This is a genomic window from Pseudodonghicola sp. (assembly GCF_048268305.1).
GTDB lineage: Bacteria > Pseudomonadota > Alphaproteobacteria > Rhodobacterales > Rhodobacteraceae > Pseudodonghicola.
Genome location: NZ_JBLWVT010000006.1, coordinates 146762 through 163606, shown reverse-complemented (window position 1 = coordinate 163606; position 16845 = coordinate 146762). Strand labels below are relative to the sequence as shown.

Here is a 16845-nt window from a genome sequence, read left to right as displayed (position 1 = left end):
GCGACCTCTGGCGCACTGTCGCGCCCCTTGGTGCGCTCCCTGATGCTCTGGGGGCTGCCGGGGGTCGCGGGGCTGACGCTGGCGATCTTCGCCGGCGTCGTGATCGGCGAGACGCCGTTGCCGCTGTCGACGGTGGCGGCGGTATTTGCCAACAATCTCTGGGATGCCGGTCATGTCGTCGATCCGATCGACGCCGGCATCGTCTGGAGCTATCGGCTGCCGCGTACCCTGGTGGCGGCGGGCTGTGGCGCCGGGCTGGCCCTGTCGGGGGTGGTGCTGCAGGCGCTGGTGCGCAATGCGCTGGCCGATCCCTATCTGCTGGGGGTCTCGGCCGGGGCCGGGGCGGGGGCCGTGGCGGTGACCATCCTGGGCTTGGGCGGTGGCGCGCTGGGGCTGTCGGCGGGCGCCTTTTCCGGTGCCACGCTGGCCTTCGTTCTGGTGGCGCTGCTGGCCCGGGCGGCGGGCGGCGGATCGGCGCAGCTGGTGCTGGCCGGGATCGCGGGGTCGCAATTGTTCAATGCGCTGACCTCTTTCTTCATCGCCAAATCCGCCAATGCCGAACAGGCGCGCGGCATCATGTTCTGGCTGCTCGGCAACCTCTCCGGCGTGCGCTGGCCGGATGTATCGCTGGCCGCGCCGGCGGCGGGTCTGGGCTTGCTGACCTGCCTCTGGTTCGCCCGGGCGATGGATGCCTTTTCCTTCGGCACCAGCTCTGCCGCCGCGCTTGGCGTGCCGGTGCGACGGGTGCAGGTGGTGCTGATCGGGGCCACCACGCTGATGACCGCGACGATGGTCAGCCTGGTTGGTTCGATCGGCTTCGTCGGGCTGGTGATCCCGCACGCGATGCGCTTCGTGGTGGGGCCGCGTCACGCGCGGCTGGTGCCGGCGGCGGCGATGGCCGGCGCGGTCTTCCTGATCGCGGCCGATATCACCTCGCGTCTGCTGATCCCGGGGCAGGTGGTGCCCATCGGCGTGGTCACCGCGCTGGTCGGCGCGCCGGGCTTCGCCCTGATCCTTCTGCGCAACAGGAGACGGATATGAGACTTGCGGCACGGGCGCTCGGCTGGAGCGCGGGGGCGCGGTCCATCGTCGAAGATGTCTCGCTCACCATCGAGCCGGGAGAAACCTTCGGTCTGGTCGGGCCGAACGGTTCGGGCAAATCCACCCTGCTGCGGCTCCTGGCCGGGCTCGCCCCACGTCCGCGTGGGCGGGTGCAGCTCGACGACCGACCGCTCACCGCCCTGTCGCGGCGCGAGGTGGCGCAGCGGATCGCCTTCGTCGAGCAGATCGCCGATACACCCGAGGCGCTGAGCGTGCGCGATGTGGTCGAACTGGGGCGCACCCCCTGGCTGTCGGCGCTGGCGCCGTTTTCGCCCGGTGATGCCGCGATCGTCGACGAGGCGCTGCAGGCGGTGGGCATGGGCCGCATGGCGGCGCAGGCCTGGGCCACGCTGTCGGGCGGAGAGCGTCAGCGGGTGCAGATCGCCCGGGCGCTGGCGCAGCGGCCGCGTCTGCTGATCCTGGACGAGCCCACCAACCATCTCGACATCCACCACCAGCTTGCGCTGTTGCGGCTGGTCGGCCGGCTGCCGGTCACCGTGGTGCTGGCGCTGCACGATCTCAATCAGGCGATGGGCTGCGACCGGCTTGGGGTGATGGAGGGCGGCCGCATGGTCGCCTGCGGCCCACCGTCCGAGGTGCTGACGCCGGAGCGGCTGACCGCGATCTTCCGGGTCCGGGCCACCGCGCTGCGCGATCCCGCCGATGGCGCCACCGTCCTTCGTTATCATTGTCTCGAGGAGGAACCCCGATGAAACCTTTCGCTCTTGCCCTCGCCCTGTTGACCGCCGCCCCGGCACTGGCCGAAACCCATGAGGTGCGGATGTTCAATCGCAACGACCACGGGTCGATGATCTACCAGCCCGACTTCCTGCGGATCGCGCCCGGCGACAGCGTGCGGTTCATCCCCGAACAGCCCAGCCACAACGCCGCCACCATCGACGGCATGATCCCCGAAGGGGCCACGCCGTTCAAAAGCAAGATCAATCAGGATTTCATCGTCACCCTGACGGTGCCGGGGCGCTATGGCATCAAATGCTCACCGCATTTCGCCATGGGCATGGTGATGTGGATCGAGGTGGGCGAGGGGGCGCCGCGCGACCTGCCCGCCGAGCTGCCGAACCGTGCCCGGGCGCGGTTCGAAGAGATCCTGGCGGCGCATCAAGAGGGCTGACCGACAAGCGCGCGGGGCCGCGGCCTCAGGCCGAGGTGCCCCGCCGCATCAGGTAGATATCCATGATCCAGCCATGCCGGGCGCGGGCCTCGGCCCGGGTCCGGGCGATCTGTTGGCCGATCTCGGCCAATGGGCCGGAGAGGCGGAGTTCCTCGGCCATTCCGGCATAGGCCGACCACCAGATCTCGATCCCCACGGGGTCCAGCACGTCAAAGGCACAGCCGGCGTCGAGCATGACCACCACGGTCTCGGCCCCTTCGGGCCAGCCGTGATCGCGCAACCGCCGGCCGGTGGTGATGGTGACCGGCGCGCCGATCCGGTTCAGCGGGATCGCATGGCCGGCGGTCAACGCCTGGATCGAGGTGATGCCGGGGATGACATGAAGGGCGAGCGGCAGCTCCGCCGTCACCCGCTCGGCGATCCGAAGCGTGCTGTCGTAGAGCGAGGGATCGCCCCAGACCAGAAACCCCACCTTGCCGGTGCCCTGCGGCAGGCCCGCGCGGATCTCCGCCGCCCAGACGCGGGCGATGGCATCGTGCCAGTCGTCGACGCCGGCGCGGTAATCGGGGGCGCCGGCATCGCGTTTCGGCAGATCGAACTCGCGCAACTGCGGGCTGTCGCCGGTTGCCACCTCCTGACAGATGCGGCGGCGCAGCCCGGCCAGATCGTCCTTGCCGGCCCCCTTGCGCGGGATCAGGATCAGGTCGGCCCCGGCAATCGCCCTCATCGCCTCGCGCGTCAGGTGGTTGGGGTTGCCGGTGCCGATGCCGATCAGGAAGAGGTCGATCATGAAAGCTCTCGAGGTCAGGGCGCGGCCCCGGGTGGTCGGGGCCGCGCGATGGGATGGGGAACCGGCGATCAGGCCGCGCTGTGATAGAGGCGCCGCGTCACCAGCCCGCTGCCGCGCAGACCGTTCAGCGCCTTGGCTGCCGCCAGTACCGCGAGATCGGCCAGCGGCTCGACGATCACCACCAGCATATAGGCGCCGCCGAAGGTGACGATCGAGGTCAGGTTCTCGGCCCCGAAGCCCTGGCCGTAGAAGGCCCAGAAGGCGACCCAGGCCACCACGCCGCCCTGATAGGCGGTCGAGAGCGCCAGCGCCTGGCGGTACTTCAGATCGACATAGGGGGTATGGGGCGCGATGATCTTATGCGCCAGCGCCTGCACCGCGAAGAGCGGCACCAGCAGCGTGGTCATGTTCATCCCGTATTGCGGCAGATCGAAGGGGGCGAAGAACACGCCCTGGATCAAGAGACCCAGCGCCAGCCCCAGCGCGGCGGGCGCCGCCCCGAAGATCAGGAACAGGGTGGAGCCGAGGATGAAATGCACCTCGGACACGCCGACGGGGTAATGCGGCAGGATTTCGAAGAAGGTGAAGACCAGCGCCGTGGTCGCCACGCTGCGCAGCGCCAGCGAGGCGGCGCCGCTTTCGCGCAGACTGTCCAGTGCGGTCTTGAGCGTATAGCCGGCGGCACCGGCGGCGGTGGCGTAGCTGAGGAAAATCTTGGCTCCGGCAACGAGCCCGGGTTCGATATGCATGTTCACTGTCTCCTTCCCGTCTCACCCGACGGGGATTGTTCGAGGTTTGTCCAGCCCGTGTCGGCCGGTCGGTCGGATCGCCTTTGCGGCGTTTTGGGACGGCAGGTCTCCTGACTTGCGGGTCGTGGCGCTGATCCGGGCCTTCCCGGCCCATTGGGTCAGTGGCGTGTTCCGGGCAGGCTCTCCGCTCACAGTTGCGGGGGCAGTCGCGGATTTCAACCGCGTTCCCTTTTCATCCGCCGGCCACCTGGGCCGGCTGGAACCGTCATCTGTCGAATTCTGTGCTGTCTGTCTTGTCTAAGCCTCCTCTGCGAGCGGTCCGAAAAGGATCAGCGCCGGGGCATCGCCCGGGGCGCTGTCATCGGCCGCCAGCCCGGCAAGGCTGTGGCGGCTGAGCTGTTCGGCGGCGGTCGACACCCCTTCGGCCAGCAGCGCCGGGGTTTCCGCCGGCAGGCCGGCCGCGATCAGCCGCTCGGCGAGGCCGGCAAAGGTGCGCCGGCCCATGTAGATCGCGGTGATCGCACCGGGATCGGCCAACGCCGCCATGTTCAGCCCTTCGGGCAGGGCGCCGGTGACATCGTGGCCGGTGACGAATTGCAGCCGCCGCGCGGTCTGGCGCCGGGTCAGCGGAATGCCGGCGGCTGCGGCTGCGGCCGAGGCGGCGGTCACGCCCGGGATCACCTCATGGTCGATGCCGGCGGCGCGCAGCGCGATCAGCTCTTCCTCCAGCCGGCCGAAGATGCCGGCATCGCCCGATTTCAGCCGCACCACCCGGGCACCGGTGGCGGCGTAATCGACCAGCAGGCGGCTGACGTGATCCTGTCGGGGCGAGGGGCGACCGGCGCGCTTGCCGACGCCGACCAGATCGGCGCCCGCGCGCGCGTGTTCCAGGATCGGCCCGGCGGAGAGATCGTCATAGAGCACCGCATCGGCGCGTCTGAGCCGGTCGACCGCCTTCAGGGTCAGAAGTTCCGGATCGCCGGGGCCGGAGGAGACGAAGCTGACAAAACCGCTCATGCCGTGGCCTCCGCGATCAGGTGAAAGAAGGTGCCGGTGGCCAGGCCCCGGCGCGATCCGGTCTCGGCCACCGCGGCGCCAGTGGCGTCGGTGACGCGGGCCAAGGGCGCGTCGGGCTGGCCGAGGATGGTGGAATAGTGGAACTCATGCCCGCGCAGGCGGGCGCCCGCGCCGTGGCCGGGCATGGACGTGACAAGCTCCGCCAGACGATAGCCCAGATGCATCCGCCGCTTTTCATAGGAGGTGACGAGGCCGAGGAGCCCCGCCATGTCGTGGCGCACCCCGTCCTTGTCGATCAGTGCGGTCCCCATCGCCATGTAGCCGCCGCATTCGCCGTGCACCGGCCGGGTCTGGCCAAAGGCGCGCAGCCCCGTGCGAAACCGCTCCGCCGCGGCGAGCTGGCCCGCGTAAAGCTCAGGATAGCCGCCCGGCAGCCAGCAGAGATCGGCGGAGGCATCGGGCGCCTGATCGGCCAGTGGCGAGAACGGCAGAATCTCCGCCCCCGCCTCGCGCCAGCTTTCCAGAAGATGCGGATAGACAAAGGAAAAGGCGGCGTCGCGGGCCAGGGCGATCCGCTGCGCGGGGGGCTTCGGCGGGGTGCTGGCGGTGCCGGTCGCGGTAGTGCCGCTGGCGGCGGCCAACAGGCGGGGCAGGTCGACATGATCGGCGATGGCGCGGGCGGCGCGGTCCAGCAGATCGTCGATCGCGCCGTGTTCCTCCGCCTGCACCAGACCCAGATGCCGCTCCGGCACCTCGACCGCCGCCTGACGCGGCAGGGCGCCGAGGACGGGAATGCCCACGGCCTCCATCCCGACCCGCACCAGCGCCTCGTGCCGGGGGCTGGCGACCCGGTTCAGCACCACGCCCGCCAGCGTCACATCGGGGCGGAAGCGGGCGAAGCCGAGGGCGGTCGCCGCCGCCGATTGCGCCTGACCCGAGACGTCGATCACCAGCACCACCGGCCAGCCCATGGTCGCGGCGATATCGGCGCTGGCGCCATTGCCCGCCTCTCCCGGCCGCGCGACGCCGTCGAACAGACCCATCGAGCCTTCGGCCAGGATCAGATCGGCGCGCGCCGCGCGCGTCACCAGCCCGGCCATCATCCCCGGCGCCATCGCCCAGCTGTCGAGGTTGAACGAGGCCCGGCCGCAGGCGGCGCGGTGAAACCCGGGGTCGATGTAATCCGGCCCGCTCTTGAACGGCTGCACGGTGCACCCCTGTTGGCTGAGCGCGCGCAGCAGCCCCAGCATCAGCGTGGTCTTGCCGGTGCCCGAGGCCGGGGCCGAGATCATCAGCCCGGGGGGAAGGGCCTGCGTCATTCCGTGCCCTCCGGGAAGCGGGGGGCGGTGCCGACCGGGCGGAACCGCCGGTCGTAATCGCCGGCGTAAAGCCGGCTTTCACCGAAATCCTCGGCCCCGAGCGCCGGGCCCACCAGGATCAGCGCGGTGCGGCCGCGTTCGCCCTCCGTCGCCGCCTCCAGCGTGGCGAGCGTCGCCTTGACCACCCGCTGATCGGGCCAGCTCGCCCGCCAGACCACCGCCGCCGGGCAGTCGGGGCCGTAGTGCGGCGTGAGATCCGCCACCACCCGCTCCAGCACATGGACGGAAAGGTGAATGGCCAGCGTCGCCCCGGTGGCGGCGAAATTCGCCAGCGTCTCGCCCTCCGGCATGGCCGAGGCGCGACCAGAGGTCCGGGTCAGCACCAGCGATTGCGCCACGCCCGGCAGCGTCAGCTCGGCCCCTAAGGCCGCTGCGGCGGCGGCGAAGGCGGGCACGCCCGGGGTCACGTCATAGGGGATGCCCATGGCGCGCAGCCGGCGCAGTTGTTCGCCCATCGCCGACCAGACCGACAGATCGCCGGAATGGAGCCGCGCCACATCCTGGCCTGCGGCGTGGGCGGCGGCGATCTCCGCCATGATCTCGTGCAAAGACAGGGGGGCGGTGTTCACGATGCGGGCGCCTTTTGGGCAATGACCCAGCAGCGCCTCGGGCACCAGAGAGCCGGCATAGAGGCAGACCGGGCAGGCGGCGATCAGGTCGCGGCCGCGCAGCGTGATCAGGTCGGGGGCGCCGGGGCCGGCGCCGATGAAATGAACGGTCATGTCTTTGGTCCTTCTGCGATTGCGGCGGTGGCCATGCCGCAGGGGGAAATCACGCGCGGCACAATGAGCCGGGCGTCGGGGCCGGCGGCGGCCAGCGCCGCGGCCTCGGCCAGCGATCCGGTGCCGAAACGCGCGATCTGGTCGGGGGACTGGGTGAGGGTGGTCTGAGAACGAAGCGCCGCCTCTGCCACCGGCAGGATTGTCAGGCCGAGCTCTGCCGCCAGCGCGCAGAGCTGCGGCGCGCGGGCCTTGCGGTCGAGCGTGGCGAGCGCCTGGATGTTGCCGCCGGCGAGATCGAGCGCGGCACGCAGGGCGGCGACGGGGGCGCCGGCGCGAAAGCCGATCCCGGCGACCCTCATCGCGTGACGCTCCATTGGGTGACGGGGCGGGCGCGGGTCCAGCCGCGCATCCTTCCCAGCGGCGCGGCCTCTGACAGCTCCACCCGGATCAGGCTGCCGCCCTGCTGCCCGTGCCATTGGGTCAACAACGCCTCGGTCTCCAGCGTCACCGCATTGGCGACCAGCCGGGTGCCGGGGCGGAGCGTGGCCCAAAGGGTGTCGAGCAGCGCCTGCGATCCGCCGCCGCCGACAAAGACGCAATCGGCGGCGGGCAGGTCGGCCAGGGCCTCGGGGGCCGCGCCCTCGATCACCTCGATCCGATGCGACAGGCCGAAGCTTTCGGCATTGGCGCGGATGGTGGCGGCGCGGTCGGCGCGCGGCTCGATGGTGATCGCCCGCGCCCCCGGTGCCGCTAGTGCCCATTCGACCGAGATCGAGCCGGAACCGCCGCCGATGTCCCAGAGCAATTCGCCGGGACGCGGCGCCAGGGCCGACAGCGTCAGCGCCCGCACCGGGCGTTTGGTGATCTGCCCGTCATGGGCAAAGAGGTCATCGGCCAACCCGCTGGCGCGCGGCAGGCCGGGGCCGCCGGCGGCACGGATGGCAACGGCGACGGGGGCGGCGATATCGGTCAGATCGAAGCTGTCGGCGCGGGCGTGGCGGATCCGTTCGCGCGGGCCGCCCAAGGCCTCCATCACCCACAGGTCCGAGGCGCCGAAGCCTGCCGCTGCCAGCCAGTCGGCCAGCTCTGCCGGGGCCGACCCGTCACGCAGCAGGCAGATCGCCCGCACCCCCGGCGCCAGCCTGGGGCGCAGCCGGGCGAAGGGGGCGGCATGCAGGCCGAGGCAGAGCACCTCCTCCAACCGCCAACCAAGCCGCGCGGCGGCGAGCGAAAAGGTGGAAGGCGCCGGAAAGGCGCGCCACTCATCGGGTGTCAGATGCGCCGCCAGGCTGCCGCCGGCGCCATGCCAGAAGGGATCGCCCGAGGCCAGAACCGCCACCCGCCGGTTCCGCAGCGCCAGCACCGGGGCGACCGAGAAGGGCACCGGCCAGTCCCGACCACGATCCCCCGCGCCGACCAGCGCCAGATGCCGGGGGCCGCCGAAGATCACCTCAGCCGCCGCCAGCGCATCGCGGCTTGCAGCCGACAGCCCGCTCAGGCCATCTTCGCCCAGACCGATGATACTGACCCAGGGCTCAGACATGACGCGCATCCTTCTTCTCGGCGGCACGACCGAGGCCAGCCAGCTTGCCCGCGCCTTGGCCGAGGCCGGGGCGGAGGCGATCTTTTCCTATGCCGGGCGCACCGCCGCGCCCGTCGCGCAACCGCTGCCGACCCGGGTGGGCGGTTTCGGCGGCGCCGCGGGGCTGGAGGCCTTCCTGCGGGATGAGGGAATCACCCATGTGGTGGATGCCACCCATCCCTTCGCCGCCGGGATGAGCCGCAACGCGGCCGAGGCCTGTGACGGGGCGAATGTGCCGCTCTGTGCGCTGGAACGGGCGCCCTGGCAGGCGGGGCCGGGGGATGACTGGGCTCATGTGCCCGATATCGCCAGCGCCGTCGCCGCCCTGCCGGAGGCATCGGCGCGGGTCTTCCTCGCCATCGGCAAGCAGACGCTCGACGCCTTCGCGGCCAAGCCGCAGCACCATTATCTGTTGCGACTGGTCGATGCGCCCCAAGCGCCGCTGCCCTTGTCCGATACGGCGGTGGAGATCGCGCGCGGCCCCTTCACCCTCGACGGCGACCTGGCGCTGTTGCAACGGCACGCGATCGACCTGATCGTTGCCAAGAACGCCGGCGGGACAGGCGCGCGCGCCAAGCTTGACGCCGCGCGGGCGCTGGGGCTGCGGGTGATCCTGATCGACCGGCCTGAGGTGCGGGCGCGGCAGGTCTTTGCGACCATGGCCGAGGTGATGGACTGGCTGCCTCATCCCGCGCGCCTCGGGGTATAGACGAAGCGACCGACGCGGCGGGTGTCGGCATTGCCGAGGATCACCACGGTTCGCATGTCGGCCATCTCTGGCGTGGCCTCGGCCAGCGTCACCGTTCTCAGCACCTCGCCGGCTTTGGTCACGTCGCGGGCAAAGCTGATCAGCCTCTCGCCGCCGCATTCCTCACGCAGGATCTCCAGCGCGCGGGCGAACTGGTGGGGGCGGCTTTTCGAGCGCGGGTTATAGAACCCCATGGCAAAGCCCGCCTGCGCCGCCAGCCGCAGCCGTTGTTCGATCAGCGTCCAGGGCTTGAGGTTGTCGGAAAGGTTGATGGCGCAGAAATCATGCCCCAAGGGCGCCCCCAGCCGGGCCGCGGCGGCGAGCATCGCGGTGATCCCCGGCAGGATGCGGATATCGAGCGTCAGCCAATCCCGGGGCCCGGCCTCCAGCGCCTCGAAGAGGGCGGAGGCCATGGCGAAGACGCCGGGGTCGCCGGAGGAGACGACGACCACCCGCCGCCCTTCGGCCGCCAGCCGCAACGCATGGCTGGCGCGGTCCAGTTCCACCCGGTTGTCGGAGGGATGGAGGGTGAGCCCGTCGCGCGGGGCAACGCGGGCGACGTAGGGAATATAGCCGATCACATCGGTGGCCTGATCGAGGCTCGCCTGAACCTCCGGCGTCACCAGCGCATCATCGCCGGGGCCGAGGCCCGCGACCGCGATCCAGCCGCTCATGGCCGCCGCCCCTGGCCGTGCACCAGCGCGATCGAGAAATAGGGCACCGGCCCCTCGACCTCCTCCAGCCGGCGCACCGATTGCCCCGGCATGGTGCCGCGTTCGACCAGCCAGGCGTCGGAAAGCCGTCCGGCGCGCGCCAGAGCGCGGCGCAGTTTCGGCAGGTTGCGGCCGATCTTCATCACCACCAGCGCGTCGCTGTCGCCGGCGCGCCGCGCCAGATCTTCCTCGGGCAGGGTGGCGGTCAGCACCGTCAGCACATCGTCGCCCCAGGTGATCGGCTGGCCCGAGGCGGTCCAGCAGCCCGACATGCCGGTGATGCCCGGCACGATCTCGACCTCGGCCCGGCCCTCAAGGCGGGACTGCAGATGCATGAAGGAGCCGTAGAAGAACGGATCGCCCTCGCACAGCACCACCACGTCCTCGGTCCGCGCCAGATCGGCCAGCCGTGCCGCCCAATCGTCGTAGAAGGCGGCAAGCAGGCGGTTGTACTCCGGATCGCTCACCGGGATCTCGGTGGTGACGGGATATTCCATCGCCAGTTCATGGACGCCCTCGCACAGCATCCCCTCGACGATCTGGCGCGCCTGACCGGCGCGGCCGGCCTTGCGAAAGAACGCCACCTGCCGGGCGGAGGAGATCAGCCGATAGGCGCGCAGGCTCATCAGATCGGGGTCGCCGGGGCCGAGGCCCACGCAGATCACACGGCCCATCGTCATTCCTTTCGGCTGGCAAGCGCGTTGACGGCGGCGACGGTGATGGCCGAGCCGCCAAGCCTGCCGCGCACGATCAGGGCGGGGGCGGGCAGATCGGCCATCAGCGCCGCCTTGGATTCGGCGGCACCGACGAAGCCCACCGGGCAGCCGATGATCGCGGCGGGGCGCGGGCAGGCGGGATCCTCCAGCATGTTCAACAGGTGAAAGAGCGCGGTGGGCGCATTGCCGATCGCCACCACCGCGCCGGCCAGATGCGGCCGCCACAGCTCCAGCGCCGCGGCAGAGCGGGTGGTGCCCATCGCCTTGGCCATGTCCGGCACCTTCGGGTCGTGCAGGGTGCAGATCACCGCATTGTCAGCCGGCAGGCGCGGGCGGGTGATGCCTTCCGACACCATGCGCGCGTCGCAGAGGATCGGCGCCCCCGCTTGCAACGCCGCGCGCGCGGCCTCGACCATGCCGGCAGAGAACGCCACGTCGCGCTCCAGCCCGACCAGACCGGCGGCATGGATCATGCGGACGACGACCGGCTCCTCCTCGGGGGTGAAGCGGGCCAGATCGGCCTCGGCGCGGATGGTGGCGAAGCTTTCGGCATAGATCGCGGCGCCATCGGTTTCATAGGTATGGGGCATTCAGGGGCCTTCGGTCAGGAGGTCGGGATGGGAGGTCAGGCGTTCGGGGCCGAGATCGCGGTGGTCGGGCGGATCGCCGGCGCGGCCCTGACGGATCAGATCGAACCGATCCGGGCCGGTGGCTGTCAGCGTCAGCGGCGCGGGGCCCGGGTGGGCACAGCCCTTGGCACAGCCGGAGATATGGAGCCTTTGGTCGGTTGCCAGATGCAGTGCCAGCGCGCGGGCCAGCGGCCGGGTGGCGGCCAGCGCCTGCGGACAGCCGGGCGCGCCGGTACAGGCGGAAACGCGCAGGCGCGGGTCTTCGGGATCGGTGATCAGCCCGGGCAGCGCCGGAGCTTGCCCGGCGCCTTCGATCAGCAGCATGCGCCAGGGCGTCAGCCGCAGCGGCCCGAGATCGGCGAGGCGGGCGAGCGTTTCGGCCCGCATCTGGCCGAACTCCAGCGCCACCAGCACACCACCGGCACAGGGGCCGGGACCGGGGGCGGTCTGGGCCGGGGCCATGGCGGCTTCGCCATGGCGGCCGGGAGGCACGGCGCCCCGCGCCAGGTGTCGCGCCATGCGGCCGCGCCCCTCTGGCGCGCCGCCGCTGTCGAGGAACCAGCGCGCAAGGCCCAGCGCGGTGCTGGCGGCGGTGGCGATGGTGACCCGCGCGCCACGCCTCGCCCCGTCGGCGCGGCAGATCAGCCCGCCAGAGGCGCCGCGTTCCAGCCGGATGTCGGCGGGGGTCTTGGTCAGCACCGGCACGGTGTCACAATCGACGGCGAAACCGAACTTGCCGGGCAGGTCGGGGGCGTCGTCCTGCCTCAGCGCGGCGGTGAGGGTGCGGGCGATACGCTCACTGGCGTCGCCCGAGCGCCAGAAGGGCGTCAGCAGGATGTTGCGCCGGGTCTCGACCGCGACGCTGCCATCGACCAGACCCAGGGTGCGCAGCCCGTCGATCAGGGCGGCATGGCCGGCCTTGCTGACCCCGCGCAATTGCAGGTTGGCGCGCGCCGACAGGTCGATCAGCCCGTTGCCGTATCGTTCCGCCAGATAGGTCAGGCCGCGCGCCTGTTCCTGGGTGAGCCGGCCAAGGGGCGCGCGGATGCGGACCACCAGCCCATCGCCCGATTCCATCGGGCGCAGCGCGCCGGGGCACCAGCCCTGAATGATGGGATCGCTCATGCCGCCCCCTCCAGTGCCGCGGCGATGGAGTTGCGCCGGGTGATCCAGAGGCCTGCGTCCTGCAGCGCGCGGAAGCGGCCGCGCAGCGCCTCGAGCGCCTGAGGGTTCTCGCGCGCCATGAAGTCGACCAGATCGGCGCGCCCCAGCGTGGCGTCGAAATAGAGGTCAAAGAGATGCGCCGGCACCACCGCCGCCAGATGCGCGAAGGCGGCCAGATGATCGAGCGTCGCCGCAATCTCCGCCGCGCCGCGAAACCCGTGGCGCATCATGCCGCTCGCCCAGTCGGGATTGGCGGCACGCGCCCGGGTGACGCGGGCGATCTCCTCGCCCAAGGCACGGGCGCGCGGTGCCTCGGGGCGGCTGGCGTCGAGGTGATAGAGCGCCGGGGTTTTCGCGCCAAGATGCGCGGCGGCAGCGGCGAACCCTGCCTCATGCGCGGCGTAATCGGCGGCCATCAGCAGGTCGGTCTCCGCCAGATCCTGCAGGTGGACGAAGGCATCGGCCTGCCGTACCCGGGCCTCAAATGCTGGTCGGTTCTGGTTGATTTCTCCTTTTATGTCAATGCTGTGGGAGGAGGAGTTTATCCAGGCCTCCGCTGCCAGGGCGCGGCCCTCGTCGCCATAATCCTCCAGCGCCGCGCCCATGTTCAGCCCGTAGGAACCGGGCTTCGGCCCGAAGACGCGCGGGGTTCGGGTCAGATAGGGGTTGTCCTCCGCCGTCTCCTCACGTGCCGCCAGCGCCTCGGCCCCGGCCTCGAACATCTGCGCCAGCCCCGGGAAGACATCGCGGAAGAGACCCGAGACCCGCAAGGTGACGTCGATCCGGGGGCGGTTCAGCAGGGTCAGCGGGATGATCTCGAACCCGCTGACGCGCTCAGACCCTTCGTCCCAGCGCGGCGCCAGCCCGGCCAGATGCAGCGCCATGGCGAATTCCTCGCCCGCCGTGCGCATGCTGGCCGATCCCCAGAGGTCGACGACCAGCCCGCGCGGCCAGTCGCCGTGATCCTGCAGGTGGCGGCGCAGCAATTCCTCGGCCAACCTCACCCCCTGTGCATGGGCGGCGCGCGAGGGCACCGCGCGCGGATCGGTGGTGAAAAGGTTCCGCCCGGTCGGCAGCACATCCGCCCGCCCCCGGAAGGGGGAGCCGGAGGGGCCAGGCGCGACGAAGCGGCCGGCCAGCGCCGCCAGCAAGCCGGCGCGTTCCTCGGCGCCGCACTCACCGGTGCCGAAGACGTGCAGCCCCTCGCCGAACTGGCTTTCCTTGATGTCGCAGACGAAGCGGTCGATGCGGGTGATCGCCTCGGCGGCTGAGGTGTCGGGGCCAAGCCCCAGATCGTCCTCCACCCCGGTGCCCCGCGCCTCTGCCCGGATGTCGACGATCAGCCGGTCGCGGCGGCCCGGGTCCAGCCCGTCGGCGGTGGAATATTCGTCGAGCAGATGCTCCAGCCGCCCCAACCCCTCGGGCAATTGGGTCTGCGCCAGGGGCGGCGGCAGATGGCCGAGGGTGACGGCGCCGATCCGGCGCTTGGCCTGCGCCGCCTCACCGGGGTCGTTGACGATGAAAGGGTAGATCACCGGCAGATCGCCGATCAACGCCTCGGGCCAGCAGGTGGGCGAGAGGGCGACGGATTTGCCCGGCAACCACTCCAGCGTGCCATGGGCACCGATATGGATCAGCGCGTCGGTCTGCGCCCTGAGCCAGAGGTAGAAGGCGACATAGCCGTGAGACGGGGTGCGCGACAGATCGTGATAATCATCGGCGCGGGCCTGAACCGCGCCCCGCTCTGGTTGCAGCGCGATCAGGGCATTCCCGGCGCGGATCGCGGCGAAATGGAAGGCGCCGTCACGCAGGCCCGGGTCCTCCTCCGCCGCGCCCCAGGCGGCGGTCAGATCGTCCTGCAGCGGCTGCGGCAGGGTGGTGAGCGCCTTGCGGTAGGCGTCAAGCGGCCAGCTCAGCCTCTCGGTCATCAGGCTTGGCCCGAGGTTCGGCAGGGGGGCGGTGTCGTGGCCAGCCTCCCGCAGTCCCGAGAGGATCGCGTTGCACGAGGCCAGTGCATCCAGCCCCACCGCATGGGCCAGTTGATGCGCCTTGCCCGGATAGGTGGAGAGGATCACGGCCAGCCGCTTGACGGCGGGCCGCAGCGTCGCCAGCCGGTGCCAGCCCGCCACGCGATCGGCTACGGCGGCGATGCGGTCGGGATCGGGCCGGTGGGTCAGCCGGGCGAATTGCAGATCGGGATCGCGGGCGCCGGCGGATTTGAAGCTGATCACCCCGGCGAAGAGCCGCCCGTCGATCTCGGGCAGCACCACATGCATCGCCAGATCGGCGGGGGAAAGGCCGCGGTCGGCCTCGGCCCATTGGCGGCGCTCGGCGGTCGAGAGCGCGACCTGAAACACCGGGCAGGCGCCGGCGTCGAGTGGTGAGGGCGTGCCGTCGCCGCCCTTGGCGGAAAAGGCGGTGGCGTTGACGAGGACGGTGGGTTTGAGGCGGGTGATCTCGGACCGCAGCCAGGTGGCGGCGCCGGGCTCCTTCAGGCTGGGGGCGAAGGCGCCGATGGCGGTGAACCCGCGCGCCTCAAGCGCCGCGATCAGCGCGTCGATCGGATCGGTATCGGCGGAAGTGAGATAGGATCGGTAGAAGGTGACGAGCACGAGGGGCCGTTCATCCGGCTCAGGCGCGGCAACCACGCCCAAGCCGGGGCGATAGAAGCCAGCCTCGGGCACCACCTTGGCGCCGGCGACGGGGCCGGCGTAGAGACCCGCAGAGAGGGCAAGCTGCGCCAATGCCGCCTGGGCCGCCACCGCGCCACCGGCGTCGCAGAGCGTCTGCAAGCGGCGCAAGGTGCTGGTGGGCAGGGTGGAGAGCGCGTCAAGCCGCGGGTCGGGCCGGCCGTCGGCGGCAAGGATCGCCAGCGCGATGCCCTGGCGGCGGGCGATATCCTGCAGCACCGCCAGCCCATAGGACCAATAGCTTTCGCCGCCGATCAGCCGCACCAGCACGCCCTTGGCACCGCGCAGCGTCTGGTCGGCATAGGTATCGACCGAGAGCGGATGGCGCAGCGCCGCCAGATTGGCAAGGCGCAGCGAGGGCAGACCGCCCGCCGCGCGTTTCCAGCCCGCCGCGAAAGCGCCGAGATCGCTGTCGGAAAACGACAGCACCACCAGATCGGCCGGGTTCTGGCCCAGATCCCGGGGGGTGTCGGTTTCCTCCAACCCGTGACTTTCGCGGAAGACGACGTGCATCAGTGGGCTCCGCGTGCAGTCATGCATAGACCACCGGATCGCTTGCGATCCGGATCGCGCCCGACCCCGCCCCCTAGGGCGGGCACGATTACGCCCCCCCTCGGTGTCGGGCGCGATCCTGCGGTGTTCGGTTGAAATAGTTGGTGCTTGATCATCCTGTCTCAGATCCCCAGCACCGCGCGGATCGCCGGTTCGTCGATGTCATGGTGTTCCGCGATCACCACCAGATGCGACCGGCGCGGCGCGTCGCCCCAGGGACGGTCGTATTGGGTGCGCAGACGTTCCCCCACCGCCTGGACCAGTAGCCGCATCGGCTTGCCCTCCACGGCGACATGGCCCTTGACCCGCAGCACATGCTGGTCGCGGGCCAGCCTGAGGATCGCCGCCTCCAGCGCCGCGACATCGGCGATCTCGCCCAGATCGACGACGATACTGTCGAAATCGTCATGTTCGTGATCGTCGGCGCCGTCGTGATGCGAGGGGCGGGCGTCGAGGTCATCCTCGGCCGCTGCCCCGAGGCCGAGGATGACGCGCGGGTCGATCACCCCTTCGGTCATCGGCAGCACCGGCAGCTTGCGGGGCGCCTCGGCCTCGATCACCGCGCGGGCGGCGGCAAGCCCGGCCTCTCCCGCCAGATCGGCCTTGGAGAGGAGCACGATATCGGCGCAGGCGATCTGATCCTCGAAGACCTCGGACAGCGGCGTTTCGTGGTCCAGACTGTCATCGGCGGCGCGCTGCGCCTCGACCGCCGCCAGATCGGGGGCGAAACGGCCGGCGGCGACGGCTTCGGCATCGGCGAGCGCGATCACCCCGTCGACGGTGATGCGCGAGCGGATCGCCGGCCAGTCGAAGGCCTTCAGCAGCGGTTTCGGCAGGGCGAGGCCGGAGGTTTCGATCAGGATGTGATCGGGTTTTTGCGGCAGCGCCATCAACGCTTCGATCGTCGGGATGAAATCGTCGGCGACGGTGCAGCAGATGCAGCCATTGGCAAGCTCGACGATATTCTCGGCCGGGCAATTCTCATCGGCGCAGGATTGCAGGATATCGCCATCGACGCCGGCGGTGCCGAATTCGTTGACCAGCACGGCCAGGCGCTTGCCCTGCGGGTTGGCCATCAGGTGACGGATCAACGTGGTTTTTCCGGCGCCGAGAAAACCGGTGATGACGGTGACGGGGGTTTTGGTCAGATCGGACATGCGC

The 16845-nt window shown here is 70.8% G+C and carries 17 protein-coding genes and 1 riboswitch; of the genes, 4 read left to right on the top strand and 13 right to left on the bottom strand.

The window, feature by feature from the left end; all coding sequences use genetic code 11:
* The first annotated feature begins 42 nt into the window (after positions 1–42).
* From ACN0V4_RS12915 to ACN0V4_RS12905, 3 genes are read left to right on the top strand one after another with little or no spacing between them, the layout of a single operon-like run.
* A complete protein-coding gene (locus tag ACN0V4_RS12915) occupies positions 43–1041 on the top strand; it encodes a FecCD family ABC transporter permease (protein ID WP_417676988.1) in 999 nt (332 codons plus the stop codon).
* Positions 1038–1814, top strand: a complete 777-nt coding sequence (locus tag ACN0V4_RS12910; RefSeq protein ID WP_417676695.1) for an ABC transporter ATP-binding protein — start codon at positions 1038–1040, stop codon at positions 1812–1814. The genes ACN0V4_RS12915 and ACN0V4_RS12910 overlap by 4 nt, the downstream gene beginning before the upstream one ends.
* Entirely contained in the window at positions 1811–2233 is a 423-nt protein-coding gene (locus ACN0V4_RS12905; protein WP_417676693.1) for a pseudoazurin, read from the top strand. The genes ACN0V4_RS12910 and ACN0V4_RS12905 overlap by 4 nt, the downstream gene beginning before the upstream one ends.
* Positions 2234–2258: 25 nt before the next feature.
* On the opposite strand, the gene cobF is transcribed toward ACN0V4_RS12905, so the two are convergent.
* The 7 genes from cobF to cbiE form a co-directional block, all read right to left on the bottom strand.
* Complete coding sequence (gene cobF / locus ACN0V4_RS12900) at positions 2259–3023, bottom strand: precorrin-6A synthase (deacetylating) (protein WP_417676691.1); 765 nt, start codon at positions 3021–3023, stop codon at positions 2259–2261.
* Positions 3024–3091: 68 nt separating this feature from the next.
* Positions 3092–3772, bottom strand: a complete 681-nt coding sequence (locus tag ACN0V4_RS12895; protein WP_417676689.1) for an energy-coupling factor ABC transporter permease — start codon at positions 3770–3772, stop codon at positions 3092–3094.
* 82 nt (positions 3773–3854) lie between these two features.
* A riboswitch (cobalamin riboswitch) is annotated at positions 3855–4054 on the bottom strand.
* A 15-nt stretch (positions 4055–4069) separates the two neighbouring features.
* On the bottom strand, positions 4070–4789 hold the full coding sequence (cobA, locus tag ACN0V4_RS12890) for a uroporphyrinogen-III C-methyltransferase (protein ID WP_417676687.1): 720 nt from the start codon (positions 4787–4789) through the stop codon (positions 4070–4072).
* Positions 4786–6108: a cobyrinate a,c-diamide synthase gene (locus ACN0V4_RS12885; protein WP_417676685.1), complete on the bottom strand. Its 1323-nt coding sequence runs from the start codon at positions 6106–6108 to the stop codon at positions 4786–4788. Before ACN0V4_RS12885 ends, cobA begins: the two co-directional genes overlap by 4 nt.
* A complete protein-coding gene (cobM, locus tag ACN0V4_RS12880; RefSeq protein WP_417676683.1) occupies positions 6105–6890 on the bottom strand; it encodes a precorrin-4 C(11)-methyltransferase in 786 nt (261 codons plus the stop codon). Before cobM ends, ACN0V4_RS12885 begins: the two co-directional genes overlap by 4 nt.
* Positions 6887–7249 (bottom strand): cobalamin biosynthesis protein, encoded by a 363-nt coding sequence (locus ACN0V4_RS12875; protein WP_417676681.1) that lies wholly within the window; start codon positions 7247–7249, stop codon positions 6887–6889. The genes cobM and ACN0V4_RS12875 overlap by 4 nt, the downstream gene beginning before the upstream one ends.
* Positions 7246–8433, bottom strand: a complete 1188-nt coding sequence (gene cbiE / locus ACN0V4_RS12870; protein WP_417676679.1) for a precorrin-6y C5,15-methyltransferase (decarboxylating) subunit CbiE — start codon at positions 8431–8433, stop codon at positions 7246–7248. Before cbiE ends, ACN0V4_RS12875 begins: the two co-directional genes overlap by 4 nt.
* Between cbiE and ACN0V4_RS12865 the strand changes: the two genes are divergently transcribed.
* Positions 8432–9181: a cobalt-precorrin-6A reductase gene (locus ACN0V4_RS12865; protein WP_417676677.1), complete on the top strand. Its 750-nt coding sequence runs from the start codon at positions 8432–8434 to the stop codon at positions 9179–9181. The two genes, cbiE and ACN0V4_RS12865, sit on opposite strands and share 2 nt — an antisense overlap.
* Here the strand turns inward: ACN0V4_RS12865 and cobJ are convergent.
* The 6 genes from cobJ to cobW all read right to left on the bottom strand — a co-directional run bounded on the left by cobJ (position 9157) and on the right by cobW (position 16841).
* Entirely contained in the window at positions 9157–9894 is a 738-nt protein-coding gene (gene cobJ / locus ACN0V4_RS12860) for a precorrin-3B C(17)-methyltransferase (RefSeq protein ID WP_417676675.1), read from the bottom strand. The genes ACN0V4_RS12865 and cobJ overlap by 25 nt on opposite strands.
* A complete protein-coding gene (locus tag ACN0V4_RS12855; protein ID WP_417676673.1) occupies positions 9891–10607 on the bottom strand; it encodes a precorrin-2 C(20)-methyltransferase in 717 nt (238 codons plus the stop codon). Before ACN0V4_RS12855 ends, cobJ begins: the two co-directional genes overlap by 4 nt.
* A 2-nt stretch (positions 10608–10609) precedes the next feature.
* Positions 10610–11239 carry a precorrin-8X methylmutase gene (locus ACN0V4_RS12850; protein WP_417676671.1) on the bottom strand — a complete coding sequence of 210 codons (630 nt, stop codon included), beginning with the start codon at positions 11237–11239 and terminating at the stop codon, positions 10610–10612.
* Positions 11240–12403: a precorrin-3B synthase gene (gene cobG / locus ACN0V4_RS12845; protein ID WP_417676669.1), complete on the bottom strand. Its 1164-nt coding sequence runs from the start codon at positions 12401–12403 to the stop codon at positions 11240–11242.
* Positions 12400–15645 carry a cobaltochelatase subunit CobN gene (cobN, locus tag ACN0V4_RS12840; protein WP_417676667.1) on the bottom strand — a complete coding sequence of 1082 codons (3246 nt, stop codon included), beginning with the start codon at positions 15643–15645 and terminating at the stop codon, positions 12400–12402. The genes cobG and cobN overlap by 4 nt, the downstream gene beginning before the upstream one ends.
* A 161-nt stretch (positions 15646–15806) precedes the next feature.
* Entirely contained in the window at positions 15807–16841 is a 1035-nt protein-coding gene (gene cobW / locus ACN0V4_RS12835) for a cobalamin biosynthesis protein CobW (protein WP_417676665.1), read from the bottom strand.
* Positions 16842–16845: the final 4 nt, after the last annotated feature.

What these genes read in the sequence shown, in the direction of transcription:
- ACN0V4_RS12915 (WP_417676988.1), top strand. Translation starts at nt 43, where the DNA reads ATGCTCTGGGGGCTGCCGGGGGTCGCGGGGCTGACGCTGGCGATCTTC.
- ACN0V4_RS12910 (WP_417676695.1), top strand. Translation starts at nt 1,038, where the DNA reads ATGAGACTTGCGGCACGGGCGCTCGGCTGGAGCGCGGGGGCGCGGTCC.
- ACN0V4_RS12905 (WP_417676693.1), top strand. Translation starts at nt 1,811, where the DNA reads ATGAAACCTTTCGCTCTTGCCCTCGCCCTGTTGACCGCCGCCCCGGCA.
- cobF (WP_417676691.1), bottom strand. Translation starts at nt 3,023, where the DNA reads ATGATCGACCTCTTCCTGATCGGCATCGGCACCGGCAACCCCAACCAC.
- ACN0V4_RS12895 (WP_417676689.1), bottom strand. Translation starts at nt 3,772, where the DNA reads ATGCATATCGAACCCGGGCTCGTTGCCGGAGCCAAGATTTTCCTCAGC.
- cobA (WP_417676687.1), bottom strand. Translation starts at nt 4,789, where the DNA reads ATGAGCGGTTTTGTCAGCTTCGTCTCCTCCGGCCCCGGCGATCCGGAA.
- ACN0V4_RS12885 (WP_417676685.1), bottom strand. Translation starts at nt 6,108, where the DNA reads ATGACGCAGGCCCTTCCCCCCGGGCTGATGATCTCGGCCCCGGCCTCG.
- cobM (WP_417676683.1), bottom strand. Translation starts at nt 6,890, where the DNA reads ATGACCGTTCATTTCATCGGCGCCGGCCCCGGCGCCCCCGACCTGATC.
- ACN0V4_RS12875 (WP_417676681.1), bottom strand. Translation starts at nt 7,249, where the DNA reads ATGAGGGTCGCCGGGATCGGCTTTCGCGCCGGCGCCCCCGTCGCCGCC.
- ACN0V4_RS12865 (WP_417676677.1), top strand. Translation starts at nt 8,432, where the DNA reads ATGACGCGCATCCTTCTTCTCGGCGGCACGACCGAGGCCAGCCAGCTT.
- cbiE (WP_417676679.1), bottom strand. Translation starts at nt 8,433, where the DNA reads ATGTCTGAGCCCTGGGTCAGTATCATCGGTCTGGGCGAAGATGGCCTG.
- cobJ (WP_417676675.1), bottom strand. Translation starts at nt 9,894, where the DNA reads ATGAGCGGCTGGATCGCGGTCGCGGGCCTCGGCCCCGGCGATGATGCG.
- ACN0V4_RS12855 (WP_417676673.1), bottom strand. Translation starts at nt 10,607, where the DNA reads ATGGGCCGTGTGATCTGCGTGGGCCTCGGCCCCGGCGACCCCGATCTG.
- ACN0V4_RS12850 (WP_417676671.1), bottom strand. Translation starts at nt 11,239, where the DNA reads ATGCCCCATACCTATGAAACCGATGGCGCCGCGATCTATGCCGAAAGC.
- cobG (WP_417676669.1), bottom strand. Translation starts at nt 12,403, where the DNA reads ATGAGCGATCCCATCATTCAGGGCTGGTGCCCCGGCGCGCTGCGCCCG.
- cobN (WP_417676667.1), bottom strand. Translation starts at nt 15,645, where the DNA reads ATGCACGTCGTCTTCCGCGAAAGTCACGGGTTGGAGGAAACCGACACC.
- cobW (WP_417676665.1), bottom strand. Translation starts at nt 16,841, where the DNA reads ATGTCCGATCTGACCAAAACCCCCGTCACCGTCATCACCGGTTTTCTC.